This is a genomic window from Paraburkholderia sp. UCT70 (assembly GCF_050434085.1).
In the GTDB taxonomy this organism is placed as follows: domain Bacteria; phylum Pseudomonadota; class Gammaproteobacteria; order Burkholderiales; family Burkholderiaceae; genus Paraburkholderia; species Paraburkholderia tuberum.
In genome coordinates this window covers 2,848,988-2,866,413 of record NZ_JBNPVZ010000002.1, presented here as the reverse complement: position 1 = coordinate 2,866,413, position 17,426 = coordinate 2,848,988, and the positions used below count along the sequence as shown (strand labels likewise).

At 59.7% G+C, this 17,426-nt stretch carries 13 protein-coding genes and 2 pseudogenes; 6 read left to right on the top strand and 9 right to left on the bottom strand.

Annotated features, from left to right (window positions below; all coding sequences use genetic code 11):
• The first annotated feature begins 2 nt into the window (after positions 1-2).
• On the top strand, positions 3-749 hold the full coding sequence (locus tag OKW41_RS15485; protein ID WP_429573061.1) for an SDR family oxidoreductase: 747 nt from the start codon (positions 3-5) through the stop codon (positions 747-749).
• A gap of 443 nt (positions 750-1,192) precedes the next feature.
• On the opposite strand, the gene OKW41_RS15480 is transcribed toward OKW41_RS15485, so the two are convergent.
• From OKW41_RS15480 to OKW41_RS15470, 3 genes are all read right to left on the bottom strand, one after another.
• Positions 1,193-1,957 (bottom strand): haloalkane dehalogenase, encoded by a 765-nt coding sequence (locus OKW41_RS15480; protein WP_429573423.1) that lies wholly within the window; start codon positions 1,955-1,957, stop codon positions 1,193-1,195.
• Between the two features lie 140 nt (positions 1,958-2,097).
• Entirely contained in the window at positions 2,098-2,688 is a 591-nt protein-coding gene (locus OKW41_RS15475; protein ID WP_184040704.1) for a TetR/AcrR family transcriptional regulator, read from the bottom strand.
• Positions 2,689-3,252: 564 nt separating this feature from the next.
• Positions 3,253-4,005, bottom strand: coding sequence for a hypothetical protein (locus OKW41_RS15470; protein WP_429573060.1), 753 nt, complete (start codon positions 4,003-4,005; stop codon positions 3,253-3,255).
• 575 nt (positions 4,006-4,580) lie between these two features.
• On the opposite strand from OKW41_RS15470, the gene OKW41_RS15465 reads away from it, so the two are divergent.
• On the top strand, positions 4,581-5,255 hold the full coding sequence (locus OKW41_RS15465; RefSeq protein WP_429573059.1) for a hypothetical protein: 675 nt from the start codon (positions 4,581-4,583) through the stop codon (positions 5,253-5,255).
• Positions 5,256-5,288: 33 nt separating this feature from the next.
• Positions 5,289-6,334 (top strand): annotated as a pseudogene (locus tag OKW41_RS15460) (IS3 family transposase); the annotation flags it as partial.
• Between the two features lie 27 nt (positions 6,335-6,361).
• Here the strand turns inward: OKW41_RS15460 and OKW41_RS15455 are convergent.
• The 4 genes from OKW41_RS15455 to OKW41_RS15440 all read right to left on the bottom strand — a co-directional run bounded on the left by OKW41_RS15455 (position 6,362) and on the right by OKW41_RS15440 (position 10,243).
• The gene (locus tag OKW41_RS15455) at positions 6,362-7,720 is read right to left on the bottom strand and encodes a recombinase family protein (protein ID WP_429573058.1); all 1,359 of its coding nucleotides are present in this window, start codon (positions 7,718-7,720) and stop codon (positions 6,362-6,364) included.
• Positions 7,620-8,432 carry a recombinase family protein gene (locus OKW41_RS15450; protein WP_429573057.1) on the bottom strand — a complete coding sequence of 271 codons (813 nt, stop codon included), beginning with the start codon at positions 8,430-8,432 and terminating at the stop codon, positions 7,620-7,622. Before OKW41_RS15450 ends, OKW41_RS15455 begins: the two co-directional genes overlap by 101 nt.
• Positions 8,425-8,616: a hypothetical protein gene (locus tag OKW41_RS15445; RefSeq protein ID WP_187639681.1), complete on the bottom strand. Its 192-nt coding sequence runs from the start codon at positions 8,614-8,616 to the stop codon at positions 8,425-8,427. The genes OKW41_RS15450 and OKW41_RS15445 overlap by 8 nt, the downstream gene beginning before the upstream one ends.
• Positions 8,617-9,385: 769 nt before the next feature.
• A complete protein-coding gene (locus tag OKW41_RS15440; RefSeq protein ID WP_429444000.1) occupies positions 9,386-10,243 on the bottom strand; it encodes a 2OG-Fe(II) oxygenase in 858 nt (285 codons plus the stop codon).
• Between the two features lie 123 nt (positions 10,244-10,366).
• Here OKW41_RS15440 and OKW41_RS15435 point away from each other — a divergent pair.
• Positions 10,367-11,505, top strand: a pseudogene (locus OKW41_RS15435) (IS3 family transposase); the annotation flags it as partial.
• Positions 11,506-12,213: 708 nt separating this feature from the next.
• Here OKW41_RS15435 and OKW41_RS15430 read toward each other — a convergent pair.
• On the bottom strand, positions 12,214-13,581 hold the full coding sequence (locus OKW41_RS15430) for a hypothetical protein (RefSeq protein WP_429573056.1): 1,368 nt from the start codon (positions 13,579-13,581) through the stop codon (positions 12,214-12,216).
• Between the two features lie 10 nt (positions 13,582-13,591).
• Positions 13,592-13,945, bottom strand: a complete 354-nt coding sequence (locus OKW41_RS15425; protein WP_429443998.1) for a TIGR00366 family protein — start codon at positions 13,943-13,945, stop codon at positions 13,592-13,594.
• Positions 13,946-14,422: 477 nt separating this feature from the next.
• Between OKW41_RS15425 and OKW41_RS15420 the strand changes: the two genes are divergently transcribed.
• Together OKW41_RS15420 and OKW41_RS15415 are read left to right on the top strand one after the other, a co-directional pair.
• A complete protein-coding gene (locus OKW41_RS15420; protein ID WP_429573055.1) occupies positions 14,423-15,265 on the top strand; it encodes a hypothetical protein in 843 nt (280 codons plus the stop codon).
• A 111-nt stretch (positions 15,266-15,376) separates the two neighbouring features.
• Positions 15,377-17,407: an ankyrin repeat domain-containing protein gene (locus OKW41_RS15415; RefSeq protein ID WP_429573054.1), complete on the top strand. Its 2,031-nt coding sequence runs from the start codon at positions 15,377-15,379 to the stop codon at positions 17,405-17,407.
• The last annotated feature ends 19 nt before the right edge of the window (positions 17,408-17,426 follow it).

Genomic DNA, 17,426 nt, shown 5'->3' with positions numbered 1-17,426 from the left:
GCATGGAACGGTACGAAGGTAAAAAGGTTGTAATCATCGGCGGCACGAGCGGCATGGGGCTCGCGACGGTGAAGATGCTCCTCGATGGGAGTGCGCGCGTTCTGGTGACGGGTCGCTCGCAGGCGGGTCTGGATTCGGCGCAGCAAGAGCTTGGGAAGGGCGCCATCGTGGTTTCGAGCGACGCGCGCTCATTGACGGAAATCAACGCCCTCGCCTCTCGGGTGAAGGCCGAGTTCGACACCTTCGACCTGCTCTTCGTCAACGCTGGATTCGCCCTCCGAGCGCCTCTCGAGAGCATGACCGAGGCTATCTACGACGAGATGTTCAACCTGAACGCCAAGGGCCCCTTTTTCGCGGTCCAGAAGCTCGCACCGCTGATCAATCGGGGAGGCTCAGTCGTCCTCACGACCTCGGTCGCCAACGTCAAGGGAATGCCCGGCGTCGCCGCATATGGAGCGGCCAAGGCTGCGCTGCGGTCATTCGCCCGGGTGCTCGCCGCTGAGCTTCTACCTCGGGAGATTCGCGTCAACGCGGTGTCGCCCGGTCCCATCGACACGCCGATCCTCGACAAGTCCTTCCCCGATAAAGACGCGGCCGCCCAGATTAGGGAGCAGATGAACGGCATCATTCCAATGAAGCGCTTCGGGACGTCGGAGGAAATCGCCAAGGCCGTCCTCTTCCTCGGGTTCGACGCGACCTTCACGAACGGCGCCGAACTGCCGGTTGACGGGGGGGCGTCGCAGCTTTGAACGCGGTACAGACCGCACGCGTTACCAGACGGGGGCTTCACGATGAATAGGTTGGCAGCCATCCGCTGCTCGACCGGATGAGCGTCCGCTTCCGGGCGCTCGGTGCGGCCAGGCCGATGGCAGCTTCGGGTCGGTAGTACGCATCCGCTGATAGTGAACACGACATTCGCGGTTGTGCAGATTCGAACGGCAGGAAGGCAACCTGAAGCTGCCCGATGAAGGGCGAGACCTGAACGTCGGCAATCGCCGACGACTTGTCGTCATGCCGAAAGCATTGACACCTTGGAAGCAGCCGCTAACCTCTCGTGAGTACCACAGGGTGTTGAGGGTTGCGAGGCGCCTGATAGATTGATATCCCTTTGTCCGGTCTAAGTTTCAGGCGCTTAGCGGTTGTTGTTTGAACGGCTGTGCGTCAGCTCGCCGACCAAGTATCAGAGGAATGCCTATAATGTCAGCCTTTGTTTTGGGCTGGAGCTTACTCCCAGTCCGACTAGCCACTCATTGATAGTGGCGCCGATCACCTCAGGATGATCCTCCTGCAAGTAGTGAATTCCAGCGCCAAGCTCAACTACTCTGCAGTCGTTAAGTTTCTTCGAAAAACTCTCGGCGACGGTCGGCGAGACCAGAGAGCCTGGATTTGCAGTGAAAAGCAGCTTCGGATAAGACGACTGTGCTAGAGCACGATGTGCGTTCTCCAAGGTTAAGTACACATCCGCCGGTTCTCCAGCGATCGGCAGTTCATTCGGGAAACGCCAGGTTGGTCGACGCGACTCGGGAGTTGGAAATGGTGCTCTGTAAACCGACATTTCCTCATCCGTCAGTTTTCGTACGGTTGCAGCGGGAAGAACCTGCTCTACGAATGCATTTCCATCAAGAATCATTTTTTCACCCGCGCCAGGCGTCCTGAACTTCTGAAAAGTTTCGCGTGCATCCGCGTGAAAATCCTCCCAGGTAGGCATTGGCCAGGTGAACTCCATAAAAGCAAGCCCACGGATAAACTCCGGCCTTCGGGCAGCCAGGTGAAATGCCAGTGCGGTTCCCCAGTCCTGCGCTATGACAAATGTTGACGAGATTCCAGCGTTATCGAGGAACGCATCCAGGTATCGAACATGATCGGCAAACCGATACGCAATGTCCGGTTTTCCCGATTGACCAAACCCGATGAGATCCGGCGCGATGCAGTGCGCCACGGGTGAGACCAGGGGAATGATGTTCCGCTATATGTACGACGACGTTGGGTTTCCGTGCAGAAAAAGCGCGACCGGTGCTTCGGGATTTCCCGCTTCCCGATAGGCCATGGTGGAACCCAGCACATTCACTCGCGGCAATACAACGTCAGAAAGGACGATCATTTCTGCTCCTTGAATATGGTTTGGAAAACGATGTTCTTGAAGCGATCGAGGGCGGCAGGGCCGCGTTCCACCTTCATGCGAAGAATTGCGCCTTCCCAGGAAGCCAGGAGAAATTCGGCGAGATCCACCGGATCGAACGTTGAATCGATTTCGCCGGCGGCTTGAGCCTCGGCGATGCACGAGGCAAATGGAGCACGCCATTCTTGGAATATCGCCTCGAGCCTTTCGCGCAAGAGCTCGCTTTGAGAGGCGGTCTCAAGACTGAAATCGCCGATCAGGCAACCGCGATTCCATTTGTCGTCTGCCAGCACGCGGCTGATGATGTCCAGATACCGCTTCAGTCGCTGCCGGGGAGTAAGTGACTTGTCGTTCAAAGCCTCTTTGACTAATCCCTTGGTGTGAGCAAAATAGCGGTCCAGCACTTCCTCCGCAAAAGCCTCCTTGGAGCGGAAGTGATTGGTGAAGGAGCCGTGCGGAGCACCTGCCGCTGCGCAGATATCGCGCACACTCGCCCCTTCGTATCCCGACCGAAGCATCACCTGGAGGCCGGCAGCGAGAATGTCTTCGCGAAATGATGGTTTGCTCATAATAGGAATACAGTCGTACGTATTCCTATACAATACAGTCGTGCGTATTCATGTGTCAAGTTCTAATTTAACCGCCCGGAGCCTGCCCATCGCATGTACCGTCGCCTGGATGGAGCCGCATTAATTTGACCGGCAGCTACGGGTGGCACGGCTAGGGGGGCTTCCGGCCGTAGCAGACGATAGATCGGCACGCCAAAGCCTTAGCAGTGGCAAGGATTCGTACAAATTGGCCGGATAAGCCGCACCTTCATCTCCAAGACGATTGGCTTATCGACGCCCGTTTGTCAGCCGTGGAACGGGCATTGCGAAATCCTGAGCTTCGTCTCAACCAGAGAGTCAGCCAGGGCTGAGGAGTGGCTTCCATTACGGGATCAAACGGCGGCTCGGCAACTCTTGAGCAGACATTCGCCAATGAATTGCGGAGGACCGTAGATGGCCGACTCCAGTCCACGATGCTCATTGCCCACGCTGCGCAGCAGGAAGATGGGTGGTGTTCTTCCAAGTAGACGAGCGCAACCTCTTGTGGCACCGGGGCTGACTCGATGGCCCCGGGCTCGCCGCACGTCACATCATTCCGCTGTTGCTGCCAGTCCTGCCAGTGCCGGAAGAAGGTGCGGACGTCGCTGTAAGCGGATGGGCGAGACCCGCCGCGGACAGCAGCGAGACGGCGGCCTGATCGGGCATGCCATTGGCGTCGAGAGCCCCTGCTGCCGCTAGCGCGCTCAGGTCGCTGTCGACACCTATTTGGTCAACTGTAAAGGATGTTGTTAGAAACGCCGGTGCCGTCAGCGTGACCGCATAGCGCTGCTGTAGATTCGTGACGACTGCCGATTGCGCAGCCTGCACGTCGGCCTGGTTTGCCAGCACCTCCTGGAACTGTGAGTTGGTCGGGAAGCCCGCTATCAGACCGCTCTCGCTCGTGCCGAGTTGCGAAGCGATGTCGACAAACATCAGTTCGGTCTCTGGCGTCGTATTGAAGGTGCCGCCGGCCAATGCCACCGAATGCAGGCCAATGCCACCAGAGGTCACGGTGAGGATGCAGGGAGGCGTGGCATTGAACGTAATCGCGTAGTGTCCACCGCCGTCGGACAGGGTGGAGCCCGAGCCCTGCACACAACTGAAGCTGACCGTCGCGCTGGCGACCGCACTACCGGTGGCGGCCGTGCCGGATATAGCGACGGTTGGCGTCACGTTTCCGCCACCGCAACTGTCGAGGCCGATACAGGCGTTTCCGCCGCAAGCGGCGAGCGTTGCGAGGGAAGCCACGCAAATTGCAGCCAGCGCCGGACGAACGAAACACGCGTAGTGAGTGTTCATGGTTGCCTGCCGTTGATAGATCGGGATGGGGCAATCGGTTTCACGGAACGGACCAATGCTACGTACAATTTTAGCGCCCCATGCCTGGAGACCGTTCTACACGTCAATCACATTCGCCGGTGTTATCAACTGCTGAACGGTGGCTCGTCGGCTCGCCGACAGGCGAAGGTCGACCCAGCCGCCGGTCAACCAAGCGCTGCGTTAAGGCCGCTTTCGAAAGCGGCCATTGCAGCATTGTGGCTACCAACGGCTGACTTGGGTCGTGTACGGCAGTTCAGTTGCCCGGATTCTGCCACCTCCTTCCATTCGATAACCGCTGTGGTAGAAGGAGACTTCGCGAGAAGTCGATAATCGCCCGTCCGCTCATCCTCTGGTCCTTTGCGAGGATCGACCCGTCTGATGTCCGGCGGCAGGAGCGGCGGCATAAGCCGCGCCATTGCCGCCGCGCGAGCCGGTAACAGGCAAATGGCGCAGAATAGAATTGCGCGCATCTTCGCGCACGCGAGAGGACGTGGCGCCCGACTTTGGACGTCAGAGCCTCCATGTTAGTGAGACAACCTTGCTGTAGTGAGACCATGAAGAAAGGAAAGACAAAACTCACCCGCCACGATGCCGAGCGCCTTTTCGAAGGCCTGCCCAGCGGGAACGTGAAAGTAAGCGGCCGGCCCGAGAACCCATTCGAAGCCGGGGCGTTCGACGTAGTCGAGCGCGTCGACAACGAAACCAAACTCTGGAAGGACAACCTCATTACTCTTCCGATGGCGATCGAGCTGCCTACTGGCTACGAGTCGGTGGCTCACGTACGCGAGGCGATGGCGAAAGCATGGCACGCGAAGTGGATAAGGGAAGGTAAAAACGAGGTTGTCACTGAGTTTCCTGAAGGTTGGACAGCCGTTCGCCCGGAAAGCGGACCCATAGAGTTGCGAGATCCCTCCGGCGTGGTCCGCGCCTTATACGGGTGGGCCGAGGACGCTGAGCTCAGGATTCTGCCGCGGTATCTGGTTGAGTCACAGACGAACAGTTCAAGCGGACTGGGCAGCCTGGTTGTCCGTGATCGCGTGAACGGTCAGGGTCTTGAAAGATCGTCAATATGGTCTGCCCAAACCGGTACCAACCATCCCGACTGGGCCAGACTGTCGGCGTGGCTCAACTTACACTATCCACAATATCGCGATCCGCTTCGGTACTGGGAAGATAGAGATGGCCGCGCAAATTCGGACAGTCGGATAAGTGGAACGCTCGGGGCCTGAGCCGGCGATAATGCCGACAAAGGAACCAGGAAGATGACGAAGAGAACCCGACGGACGCACTCAGCCGCGTTCAAAGCGAAAGTGGCGATGGCGGCGGTCAAGGGCGAGCGGACGCTAGCCGAATTAGCGCAGCAGTTCGATGTGCACCCGAACCAGATCACCGAATGGAAGCGGCAGTTGCAGGAACGTGCCGCCGACGTGTTTGGCGCAGGCGGCACGGCGTCGAGCGAGCCGCAAGTCGATTTGAAGGAGCTACATGCGAAGATCGGCCAGCTCACGCTGGAGAACGATTTTTTAAGCGGCGCGCTCAACAAGGCGGGATTGCTGAGCGCAAAGCGATGATCGATCGTACACACGCATTGCCGGTCTCGCAGCAGGCGCGACTCGTTGGTATCGCAAGATCGAGCGTGTATTACCGGGCGCAACCGGTGAGCAACGCAGACCAGTTGCTGATGCGCCGGATCGATGAACTGCACATGGAGTTTCCGTTTGCCGGAGCGCGGATGCTGGCGCGACTGCTGCGTCGCGAGGCACACGAGATTGGCCGTCGGCACGTGCGCACGCTGATGAAGCGCATGGGTATCGAGGCGCTGTATTGCAAGCCGAATACGAGCCGACGCAATGCGCAGCACAAGATCTGGCCGTATCTGCTACGGGGCATGACGATCAGTCGGGCAAACCAGGTCTGGGCACTGGATACCAGTTATATCCCGATGGCGCGCGGCTTCGTGTATCTGACCGCCGTGGTGGACTGGGCCAGCCGGAAGGTACTGGCCCACCGCGTAGCGATCACGATGGAGGCGATGCACGCTGTCGAGGCGTTGGAAGAAGCGTTCGCGAAGTACGGGCAACCTGAGATCGTCAATACCGACCAGGGCAGCCAGTTCACCGCGATAGCGTTCACCGAGGCCGTGCTCAGCCGGGGCATCCGCCTGTCGATGGACGGCAAAGGTGCCTGGCGAGACAACGTGTTCGTCGAGCGCGTGTGGCGAAGCGTGAAATATGAAGAGGTGTATCTGAAAGCCTATGAATCGGTAGGCCACGCCCGGCGCTCAATCGGCGATTACATCAATCTGTACAAGTGCGTTTCATACTGCCCAACCTCGCTATGTTGTTGATAAATCTAGAGAGCCCTGTTGTGTCGTTGGTATTGTGGGGTGTCCACGCCGTGCGCGAGCCCGTCCGACGAGTTCGGTAACTGCGTCCCCGGTCAGCGAATTGCGATTGAAGATCCATGGCCCGTTGGGTAACGGATGTTCGGCTGGGATCTTGTTGCGCTCAACTGCGAGCCTGAGCGTTCCGGGGCTCACACCGATGAACGCCGATGCCTCGGTCAACGTCATCCATCCTTCAGCAGCACGTCGTTCGCTCGAATAGACCGGGATCTGATGGTGGCTGCGCAACGCGGTGACTCGCTCCTGGGTCCAGAAGTTACCCCGGCCGGTTCGCAGGTCATTGCGATTGAGTACGCCGGCGATCACCAGATCCGGACAGATACGGACAAGCTGGCGCACGGCATCAATTGCTTCACGTGACGTATGCGTAGTGTTCTCTCCGCGGCGCCGCCGCGGCACGCGAATCTCGGTATGTACTCCGCCCTTCCAGTGAATGACGAGCACGATTTCGCTCGTTGCGTCGTCAACGTCAACGACGACTTCGTGGATCAGGGTGCGCACTATGCGCTTCTTCAGGCGGGCGTCGGCCTGCGGCCAGATCGATTCCAATGCAGTGGCAAGATCGGCAAACTCCTCTGGCTGGGTAGGCGGTATCTGGCCGGATGTGCGCGACTGTTGCTCGATACGCGATTCCAGTTCCTCTACGCGTAGTAGCGCATGATTCCAGCGCCGCTCCAGTTCGTCGGCGACGAGCCGGTTCTCGGGGTCAGCAGCATCGTACTGTTTCTGCGCGCGTTGCGCGGCGTAGCGTGCAGCCTGAAGATCCCGCTGCAACGCGGCCAGCACTTCGTCCTGCTTCAGGGTCTCTTCTTCGCGCGCCACGATTGCTGCCTCAATTGCCGCCGGTTGAACGACCTGCAAGACCGCCTCGGCGATGGCCGCGTCCGCGCGTGTGCCACCGAACGCAATACAACGCGGTTGCCCCTTGTCCATCCAGCCGCGATGACAGCTATAGCGCAAGGCGTCGTGCCTGTTACCCGTGTAGTGTAGCGTCAGCTTGCTCGCGCAGCGCCTGCAGCGCAATAGTCCCGCCAGCAGGGCCTCACCGTTCTTCGGGGCGCCAGCGTGTCCGGCCAGACGCAGGTTGCCGCTAATGGCACACTGGATCCGTTCGAATTCGTCCCAGTCAACGTACCCTTCGTGGGCATTCGGAATGAGCGCAAGCCACTGATCCCGTGGTTTGCGGCGATCACGTTTGCGTGGTTCCCCAGCCTCGTAATGGATCGCGCATTCGGTTTTGCCATAGGCATACGTGCCACCGTAGATCGGGTTGGTCAGGATCCGGTACACCGTGCCGTAGCTCGGCCGTTTTCCATTGGATTTCGCCGCGCGGCATGCATGCCGGCAACTGCAGGCCGTGCTCCAGGAACCATAACAACGTCTGACGCACCGAACCAATCGCGCCGAACTGGCGGAATACTGAGCGGATGGCGTCCTGCACGCGCAAATCCGGATCCTTCTCCAGGCGCTGGTCTTCGGTCTTGCAGTAACCCACCGGCGCCGCGACAATGAGTTCGCCGCGTTTGGCCTTCTCCCGACGAGCTTCGAGCGAACGCTGACGCAACAGATCCAGCTCGTATTCGTTCAGGCTGCCCTTCAAGCCGAGCAGCAAACGATCGTTGCTCTGCCGCGGTGAGTAGACGGTCTCCTGATCGACGAGCACCGTGTCGACGACGCGGCACACCTCAACCAGTTGCTGCCACTCGCGACTGTTGCGCGCGAATCGTGAAACCTCGCGAGCGGCAACTGCGCCGACGTGCCCAAGACAGACCTCTGCGACCATCCGTTCGAAGCCCGTGCGCGTTTGCGTTCCGGCCGCAGAGCGTCCCAGATCCTCGTCGATCACCTCGATCTCGTTCCAGCCCAACTGATGCAGACGATCCTGCATCGCATACTGCAGCTTCTGGCTCTCCAGATTGTGGCTGACCTGGTAGGCCGACGACTGGCGCACGTACAGCATGGCCTTGCGCGCCAGATGCTGCGCCCGAATCTTGTCACTCATCGCGCACCTCCGGCTCGTGTACGGCGGCGAGCAGCCCGCGACGGTGTTGCCGCAGCAGCTGCGCCAGCAAACGCACCGTCTGCTGCCGGACCTCTTGCGGCAGGTGCTCCCATTGTGGTGTCTTCGGAAAGAGACGGAACAGGTCGAGTTGACCGCCCGGTTGGGGGTTTGTCTGGCGTCGCATCAGCACCTCCTGTACGGAGCAAAGGATGGTGCTCGGCTTGTACCATACCGCGCGGCGTGGCAGCAGGCGCCTGCGCCAACAGGTACTTCAGTTCCCTCAATGCTTCACAGCTGACGGCGGGAGACGTTGCCGAGGTAATGCGACAGCAGGCAACGGGATCGAACATCCATTGCGGCACCTCCAGCAAGCCCGCCGTGTCGAACGGCTCTCGCCCACAGCGCAGCACTGACTCGGCGTTCTTCCTCTCTATCGTGGTGAAAATCCATACCGTGTGCCCGTACCACGGGTGCCAGCGGTAGAGAACCTCCTTTGATTCGCCGATATGGGCGTTGTGTTGACGGCTTGTACAACCAGAGACGACCTCATTCGAGTCTGGAAGACCGCACGCCGGATGAGGCATACTTCGCGACGCTGCCTGCGATCAAATTGGCAGCATGACTGCCCCGGACGTTCCACTTAAAAATCTCAGAAGACTGTCCGAACGAGTGAGGCCATCTCTGATTCCGAGGAAAATCTCCAACACTGAGCTACTTTTTGGGGACTCTGTTCCCGCGTCTGCTGCACCCAGCGTGACGGGGGCGAAAGGAGGGCTCACGGCTTGATTGAGCTTCCGAGCTCGGCCACATTGTCGTGACTCGGCGTTGGCTTCGCGCGTATGCCATCGGCACCATGCCGAACTGGACACTAACGAAATCCGGCAATTGATTGTCAATCTGCTCCGAAAGGGCGCGATCCTGGACGTTAACCACAGATGCGCACGCGGTTCGGCTTACACCCGCTGCCTCATCCAGCATGCAATGCTCATGCGGTCGCGCGTGGCGGGCAGCACCTCGTGTTCAAACTCCGCCGAGAGAAACAAGAGCAGCGTTCCGGCGCGCGGAAAGACGTCGTGATAAGACTGATCGGCAAGGTATAGCCGCAGTGCGCCGCCCTCGGCGTCCTGCCACGCTTCGTTGAGGTAGAACACAGCGGAAATCACGCGGCTGTCGCTGTTACGCAGGCAGTCGAGGTGGCGTGCGTATCCGGCACCTGGCGGATATACCGCGTAGTGTGATTCGCTATCGACCAGACCGAGAAACAGGTCGCGGTTGAGCGCGTTCCGTAGCGCGTCGATGCGATCGGCGAACGCCTGCTGCCGCGTGCTCAGCGCGTCGGGTTGGAACCAGTGCGTGCTATCGCCGCGCAAAAGTGTGGCAGCGCGATTGGCCCCCACACGGGCTGGTGTCAGCAGCTGCGCGTCGTGCATGGCCATGCATTCGGTCGATAAGGCCTGCGTCTGGCTCTGTGACAAAAAGTTCGACACGACACACCAGCCGTCGACGGCGAGCGCGCGTGTCGCGATGTCGAATTCGCTGGATCGGGAATTCGACGCGACATCGATTGCCTCGTCCGGCGCGGCGTCGCCGATCAGGCAATCAACCAGCAATTCGATTTCCGCTTCAATCAGGGGATGTTCCAGAAATGCATCCGTTTTATTTGTTCTTCCGCTGGCGGCTCGATCGAGTACTCGCTCGGGTCTGCTGGTCAAAACCATCAAGCGTTGTCGGGGGCGCGTCGAACGCGGGCATTGACACACGCCGGACCCAAGAGGAAGAGCCGGGTCGAGGTGGTCGATCTGTTGGGACAACCGCGCAGTCTACACGAGTGGGACGAACTGACCGTTGATACTCGATCGAACGCTTTGGCCGATGCTCATTGAAGTTGACCCGCGAAAACGGACACCTATGCTTTTGATCAGGAGGTGTCGAAAATGGGCAGGCATCGTACCCCATACCCTGTGGAATTCCGGGCTCACATGGTCGAGCTGGTTAAGGCCGGAAGAACGCCTGAGGATCTGGCGCGCGAGTTCGAGCCGACCGAACAGACGATCAACAACTGGGTCGCGCAGGCCGATCGCGATGCGGGTGTGCGTCACGACGGGCTGACCACGGCCGAGCGGCAGGAACTCACACGGTTGCGTCGCGAGAACCGGCAACTGAAGATGGAAAGGGACATTCTCTCGCAGGCCGCGGCCTGGTTCGCGAGGGAGACGGGAGCCGTTCCGCCGAAGGGCGGTACGGATTCATGAGAGCGAACCGGGCCAGGTGGCCCATTGCCACGATGGCACGGCTGCTCAGGGTCTCCGCGAGCGGCTACTACGCATGGCTGGTGCGTGAGCCATCGAAACGCTCGTGTAGCGATGCGCAACTGCTCGAGCGCATCCGCACGCTGCATGCGAATTCACGCGGCACATATGGGGCGCCACGTATCCATGCGCAGCTCGCGTGGGAAGGCGTGCATGTGGGATGCAAGCGGGTCGCACGTCTGATGCACCTGGCCGGCCTGCATGGTGCGAGCCGGCGGCGCTGGCCACACACCACGCGGCAACGCGCGGGGGCTCGGCGCGCTCCGGATCTGGTGCGTCGGCACTTCTGCGCGGAGGCGACAAACATGCTGTGGGTGGCGGACGCCACCTACATCCCGACTGGCGTGGGGTTTCTGTATCTGGCCGTAGTCCTCGACGTGTTCAGTCGCCGAATTGTAGGCTGGGCGATGTCAAGCCATCTGTACACCGAACTGATGCTGCGCGCACTCGATATGGCGTTGCTGCAGCGACGCCAGGAGGGCGTAATTCTACATTCGGACCAGGGATGCCAATACACCTCTATTGCATTCGGACGGCGCTGCCGCGAAGCCGGTGTGCAACCGTCGATGGGGACGGCCGGCGACGCGTACGACAACGCGATGTGCGAATCGTTCTTCGGCACGCTTGAAGCGGAGCTACTCTCGCGAGAACTCTTTGCGACTCGTGAACAGGCCCGGCAACGCATCTTCTGGTTCCTGGAGGGCTGGTACAACGTACGCCGCTTACACAGCGGCATTGGCTATCGTTCGCCGCTTGAATTCGAAAACCTCAACGTTAAAAGGCAAACCGTATCGCCTTGCGGGTTGTCCACCGGCGGGCAGCGTCATGGTCGTGAGAGGCGACCCGCCGCCCGCCCGTGGACAACCCGCGACTCAACACTCAACGGAGGTTAGATCGCATCAAATCGCAGGCTGCAAATCCGTCCGTCGAACCGGGTCAACCTCACATAGCGTGACAACGGCCATTGGAGCAACGTCGGAATCGTGTCGCGTGCTGCCGGTCGTAGTCATGCAAGGCCAAAGCGAATATGCCAATCGCATGAGGCGGCACCCGGCCAGTATCGGCCATTCGCCATCGGTGTCGCGATCGTTGACAATCTGTGAATCCAACGCGGCAGCAACAAAATTGCAACGGGTTACCGGGCGGATATAGGCTTAAGGAGGTGGTTGCTGAACGCACCCATTGCCAATGTTTTCGGTGTCAGTTTGACAGGTCGTATATTCGATCGGCCAACTTGAGACCGCTCGATAATCTCTTGTGTCCCGCGTCGTGCAACTTGCATATTGAAGGGCGGCCGGTTGATCCGGCATTGGAACAGACGCCAATCTTCGTTGCACCGACTCGTATGCTTTGACGGGATAGTAGGCCGAACTGCCCGTCAGTTTGCCGCTCTATGCGCAACTCGCAGCATTGTAGTTCGGCGAGCAGGCCCGACGGGGCTGCCACGGTGGCCAAGGTGGTGCGGTGCCCGATCATGTCGACTCTGTGTGACGACGTAAATCACGCGGGCCTGCATGAGAGAGGGATCGGCGAATCATCATCTGCTCGAAAGCGTCCACGATGCGTTGTACGTGACCGTTCTTGTGTTTCAGCGGACCGTCGTCGCGTTCGTAATGCACCAGCATCGTTGCATTGGCTTCGAAGACGAACACGCGGCCGTCCGGCAAGATCGTGAAGTCGATGCCGGCGTAATCGAGCGCGAGCCGTTGGCCGATGTTCGCGATGGCACGTAAAGCGCGGTCGCCGATCGCGCCACGCGGATCGGCGAGAAACCGGCGCTCTTCATCGAGCTTCCACGCCTGCGCCTCCATATCCGCCGAGAAGTAGTGGACCATCCAGTGTGGCGAGATCGCGAGATGATACGCGAACGGCTCGCCGTCGATAAAGTTCATCCGGTACTTACGATAAAACCCATCCGCGTCGCGTGTATTGTGGAACGCGCTCAGGTAATGCGCGCCGTCCATTACGCGTAAATGAGCGTTAAGTGTGTCGGGGTCGTCGCAGCGCACTAGGCTATCGCCGCCATGCGAGGCGACCGGCCGCAACAACAGTGGAAACGTCAGCCCGTTATCGGCGACGCGGCGCGCGAGCGGTTCTTCGGCGCCAGTCGGTGCGATGCCGAGCACGCAATGCGCGCTTACCACGTCGGTCAGGCCACGCAGCAATTCGGGCAGCCAATGCCGCCGCGTGCGCGCCACTACGGCCGAGCGGTTGAGCACGGGCCGCGATGAGCGCGACTCGAACCGAGCGAGGCGCTTGGCAATCAGCTCCGCGATGTCCGGATCGCCGAGCGCGTTGAACACGATGTCGAATGGCGGAAGATTAGCGTCTTCTTCGTCGAGGGCGTGATCGATTGCGTATTTAATGCGGCAATTGACCGTACCGGGCAGCAACGCTGCGAACGGCACGTTGCCGGTGCCGCTGCCGCTACAAAGAATCAACACGCGGCGCGTCTCGCCGCCCGTCTGTTCGATGAACACGCGCTGAGACTTGTACGCGCGCTCGCGGCATGCCGCGGCCTCGTGTTCGTCGTCCTGTTCGGCGTGGATCGCCGCCAGGTTCAACCAAGCGACGGCGGTATTGGGATTGATATCGAGCACGAGACGATACCAATGCGCAGCGGCCTCGTAGTCGCCTTTCATGAAATAGCCGGTGGCGACGTCACACAGATTGCGCGTTTGTGCGACGGACGGTTGCGCGGCGAAAGCGTCGAGCATTCGAGCGGCGATCAGATTTGCGAGCGCGGCGAGTTCGTCGCCCGCCGTGCGACAGACGTCGGCCTGCCTACGGTAGAACTCTGGATTGAGCTCGCCCGGCGCGCGGGGTTCTTCGATGGACATGGGATCTCCGTCAGCTCAACACGGGCGCGGCCGGTGTCTGGATGTGCGCGGCGAGGGCGCGTTGCCGGCGCTGCACGGCCAGCACATCGGCGATGGCGTAGCCGGTCGCGAGGATCAGAATCATCTGCAACGCGAGGCCGGGGATGTTGAACGTGCCGCCGTGCAAGGCAGTGGGCATCGTCGGCAGCGATGCACACGGCGCGAAGAATGTGGCCAGAAGGTAGACCACCAGCGTCAAGCCGATTGAAAGCACGGACGGGTTAGGCATGACCTGTTCGAACACATAAACCAGCCATGCTACGAACCTACGGCTCGGCACGGCGTTCGCCGTGATGGCCGACGAATTGCTGTTTCTGTTTTCCATGGCGTGTCTCCTGCAATTGCATGTCGTTATGCAGCTTACGCTGGTGTGGACCATCGGCGCTGCATCGCGGGCACGCCACCGATCCCGAGCATTACAGGTAGGTTGCGTAACCACCACAACGCCGCGCGCGACGCAGCCAACAGAACGTTGGAAATTTTAATAGTCGAAGCGCTCATGCGCACCTAAACAATCAATGCAGATCGTTCCTCATGCTTCGGGGATGCTACTGGAGTCTCTACCTGGAATGGCTGCTTTTGGGCGAGCTGAAGGGCGGTTTGGGGTCGGCTACGGCCGCGGGTCGGGCAGCAGGCGGCAAGAACCCGTCATTCAGCATGAGGAAATACTCTAGGGCGTCCAGTTCAGGTCGGCGGATAACTGCCGTTCAGGAATGACCGGAAAACTTGCTATAGAGGCCGGCAGGCCAGACGGCCATGAGAGAATTCTTGTTCTTGCTCTTGCACTTGTCCTCATCGCCTCATGAAGATTCTCGAATACACAGGTCTCGACACCTCACGCGTCAAGGCCAGCTACGACAAGGTGTCCGCGGCCATCGCCCGCCACGACTTCCGGGCTGCCCAAGTCAAGAAGCTCGCCAATCTGAGTCACGGCAAGTTCTACCGGGCCAAGCTAGATGACGCCGACCGGCTGTTGTTCTCGCTGGTGCGCCAGGGGGATGAAGTCTGCGCACTGATGCTGGAAGTGATCGCCAATCACGCCTACGATAAGTCACGTTTCCTGCGCGGCGCGGCGATTGACGAGAGCAAAATTCCAGACATCAGCGCTGATGACGCCATCAGGGAGGCGCAAGCTCTACGCTACCTTCATCCCGAGCGTACCGGCATTCACCTGCTCGACAAACCGATCTCGTTTGATGACACGCAGGAGACCATTTACCGACAGCCACCTCCCTTGGTTGTCGTCGGCAGCGCTGGCAGCGGCAAGACCGCACTGACGCTTGAAAAGCTCAAGCATGCCGAAGGTGAGGTCCTCTACGTCACTCACTCCGCCTTCCTGGCGCAGAGCGCCCGTGACCTTTATTACGCCAACGGTTTCGAGCATGGCGGTCAGGATGCCGTATTTCTGTCCTACCGGGAGTTTGTCGAGTCGATCCGCGTTCCGGCAGGACGCGAGGCTAGCTGGCGCGACTTTGCGGGCTGGTACTCGCGTATACGGCAGAACTTCAAGGATGTCGATGCCCACCAGGCTTTCGAGGAGATTCGCGGCGTGATTGCCGCCGGGTCGGGCGGTGTCCTGTCGCGCGACGAGTATCAAGCACTGGGGGTGCGTCAATCGATCTTTCCCATAGAACGGCGCGACTAACTCTACAATCTGTTTGAGAAGTATCGCGCCTGGCTGGCCGAGGCAAAGCTCTACGACCTGAATCTGGTCGCCCAGGACTGGCAAGCGCTGGCTGCGCCGCGCTACGACTTCGTGGTTATTGACGAGGTGCAGGACATCACCACCGTGCAACTCGCGCTCGTGCTGAAAACCATGAAGAGGCCTGGCCATTTCATGCTCTGCGGGGATTCCAACCAGATTGTCCATCCCAATTTTTTTTCCTGGAGTCAAGTCAAGAGCCTGTTCTGGAAGGACCCGAAACTGGCCGAGCGGCAGGAATTACGCGTGCTAATGGCCAACTTTCGCAACGGCCTGGAGGCCACTCGCGTCGCCAATCAGTTGCTCAAGATCAAGCAGCGGCGCTTCGGCTCCATCGACCGGGAGAGCAACTTCCTGGTCCAGGCCGTCGGCGGCGAGACCGGCCAAGTTACACTGATACCCGACAAGGACGCCACCAAGCGCGAACTGGACCAGAAGATTCGCCAATCCGCCCAGTTCGCCGTCCTGGTAATGCGCGATGAGGACAAGGCCGACGCCCGCAAGCACTTTGCCACGCCACTGTTGTTCTCGATCCACGAAGCCAAGGGTCTCGAATACGAGAACATCGTGCTCTACCGTTTCATCTCGGATCACCGGGGCGAGTTCAACGACATTGTCGAGGGCATCGCCAAGACCGATCTGGCGGTCGAGACACTGGATTACAAACGCGCTAAAGACAAGAGTGACAAGTCGCTCGAAGTCTATAAATTCTTCGTCAATGCCCTGTATGTAGCGCTGACGCGCGCCATCAAGAACATCTACATGGTCGAGTCGGACACAGGGCATGACCTGTTCGGGTTGCTGGATCTGATCGTCGGCCAGACCAGGATCGAGGCCAGACAATCCACGCTCGAAGACTGGCAGAAGGAAGCACGCAAACTTGAACTGCAGGGCAAGCAGGAGCAGGCGGAGGCCATCCGTCGCACCATCTTGAAGCAGGTCCCGGTGCCGTGGCCGGTGTTCGATGAGGCCAAGGTCAGGGAACTGCTGATCAAGGTCTTCCGCGAGCAGTCTCCGGGCAACAAGGGCAAGCAGCAACTCTTTGACTATGCCACCTGCTTCGATGAACCGCAGCTCGCCGAGTGGCTGGCAGTCGAGGCGAAATTCGAGCAGGCACGAACCTTTGATCAGCAGCGCCCGGTGTTCGCCCGCAAGAGCTACGTCCCTTTCTTCGCCAACCGCTTCAAGGACATCCTCAGGCAGTGTGACCAGCATGGCGTCGATCATCGTCTGCCAATGAACCAGACGCCGCTGATGGCCGCAGCTGCTGCAGGAAATGTGGCGCTGGTGGAAGCCCTGCTGGAGCGCGGTGCCGACCGCGATGCCGTCGATCACTATGGTCACAATGCCCTGCACTGGGCTTTGCGTCAGGCATTTGGCGATGCAACGTTCGCTGCTGGCCCGCTGGCGGCAATCTATGAATGCCTGGCTCCGCCCTGCATTGATGTCAGAGCGGGTGATCGCCTGGTCCGCATCGACCGGCATCTGTCTGAATACTTTCTGTTTCAGACCTTGTGGGTATTGTTCAAAGCCCGATTCAGCAAGATACGAGGCAATGCAGACAGCGCGTTCCAGACCCAAATCATCCTCGATGCCTGGCAACACTTACCCGCTAACATCGCGCGGCCAGAGCGCAACAAGCGCCAGCATCTTTCTGGCGTGCTGGCGAGGAACGAAATCGACAGAGACTATGCCTACAATAGATCCCTGTTCCTGCGCGTATCCACCGGGCGGTACCAGTTCAATCCCAAACTCGCTGTGCGTCGCCGCCAGGGCGAAGAAGAAAACTGGGTCCCGATCTACACGGCACTCAATCTCCCGTTGATTAGCGAGTTTGCCTACAACGACGGCTGGATCAGCACCTGGGACAATATCGACAAGCTTGTGGTCCTTGCTGGACTACCTGAACGAACCACACCCATCGCGGCTGAACGCTTCGCCGAGCGGCAAGCGGCCAAAATGAGGGAGCTGGACGAACGCAGAGCCAATCAACTTGCTGCCAAAGCACGCATTCGTGCCACCGCCGAAGCCACCCGGAACAGAGCGCCACGATGGGGAACAAAGGAAGGGCGGCCTCAAATCTGAAGTGCAACACCTGTTTCGT

What these genes read in the sequence shown, in the direction of transcription:
- OKW41_RS15475 (WP_184040704.1), bottom strand. Translation starts at nt 2,688, where the DNA reads ATGAGCAAACCATCATTTCGCGAAGACATTCTCGCTGCCGGCCTCCAG.
- OKW41_RS15425 (WP_429443998.1), bottom strand. Translation starts at nt 13,945, where the DNA reads ATGGAAAACAGAAACAGCAATTCGTCGGCCATCACGGCGAACGCCGTG.
- OKW41_RS15445 (WP_187639681.1), bottom strand. Translation starts at nt 8,616, where the DNA reads ATGCGACGCCAGACAAACCCCCAACCGGGCGGTCAACTCGACCTGTTC.
- OKW41_RS15485 (WP_429573061.1), top strand. Translation starts at nt 3, where the DNA reads ATGGAACGGTACGAAGGTAAAAAGGTTGTAATCATCGGCGGCACGAGC.
- OKW41_RS15430 (WP_429573056.1), bottom strand. Translation starts at nt 13,581, where the DNA reads ATGTCCATCGAAGAACCCCGCGCGCCGGGCGAGCTCAATCCAGAGTTC.
- OKW41_RS15420 (WP_429573055.1), top strand. Translation starts at nt 14,423, where the DNA reads ATGAAGATTCTCGAATACACAGGTCTCGACACCTCACGCGTCAAGGCC.
- OKW41_RS15450 (WP_429573057.1), bottom strand. Translation starts at nt 8,432, where the DNA reads ATGAGTGACAAGATTCGGGCGCAGCATCTGGCGCGCAAGGCCATGCTG.
- OKW41_RS15465 (WP_429573059.1), top strand. Translation starts at nt 4,581, where the DNA reads ATGAAGAAAGGAAAGACAAAACTCACCCGCCACGATGCCGAGCGCCTT.
- OKW41_RS15470 (WP_429573060.1), bottom strand. Translation starts at nt 4,005, where the DNA reads ATGAACACTCACTACGCGTGTTTCGTTCGTCCGGCGCTGGCTGCAATT.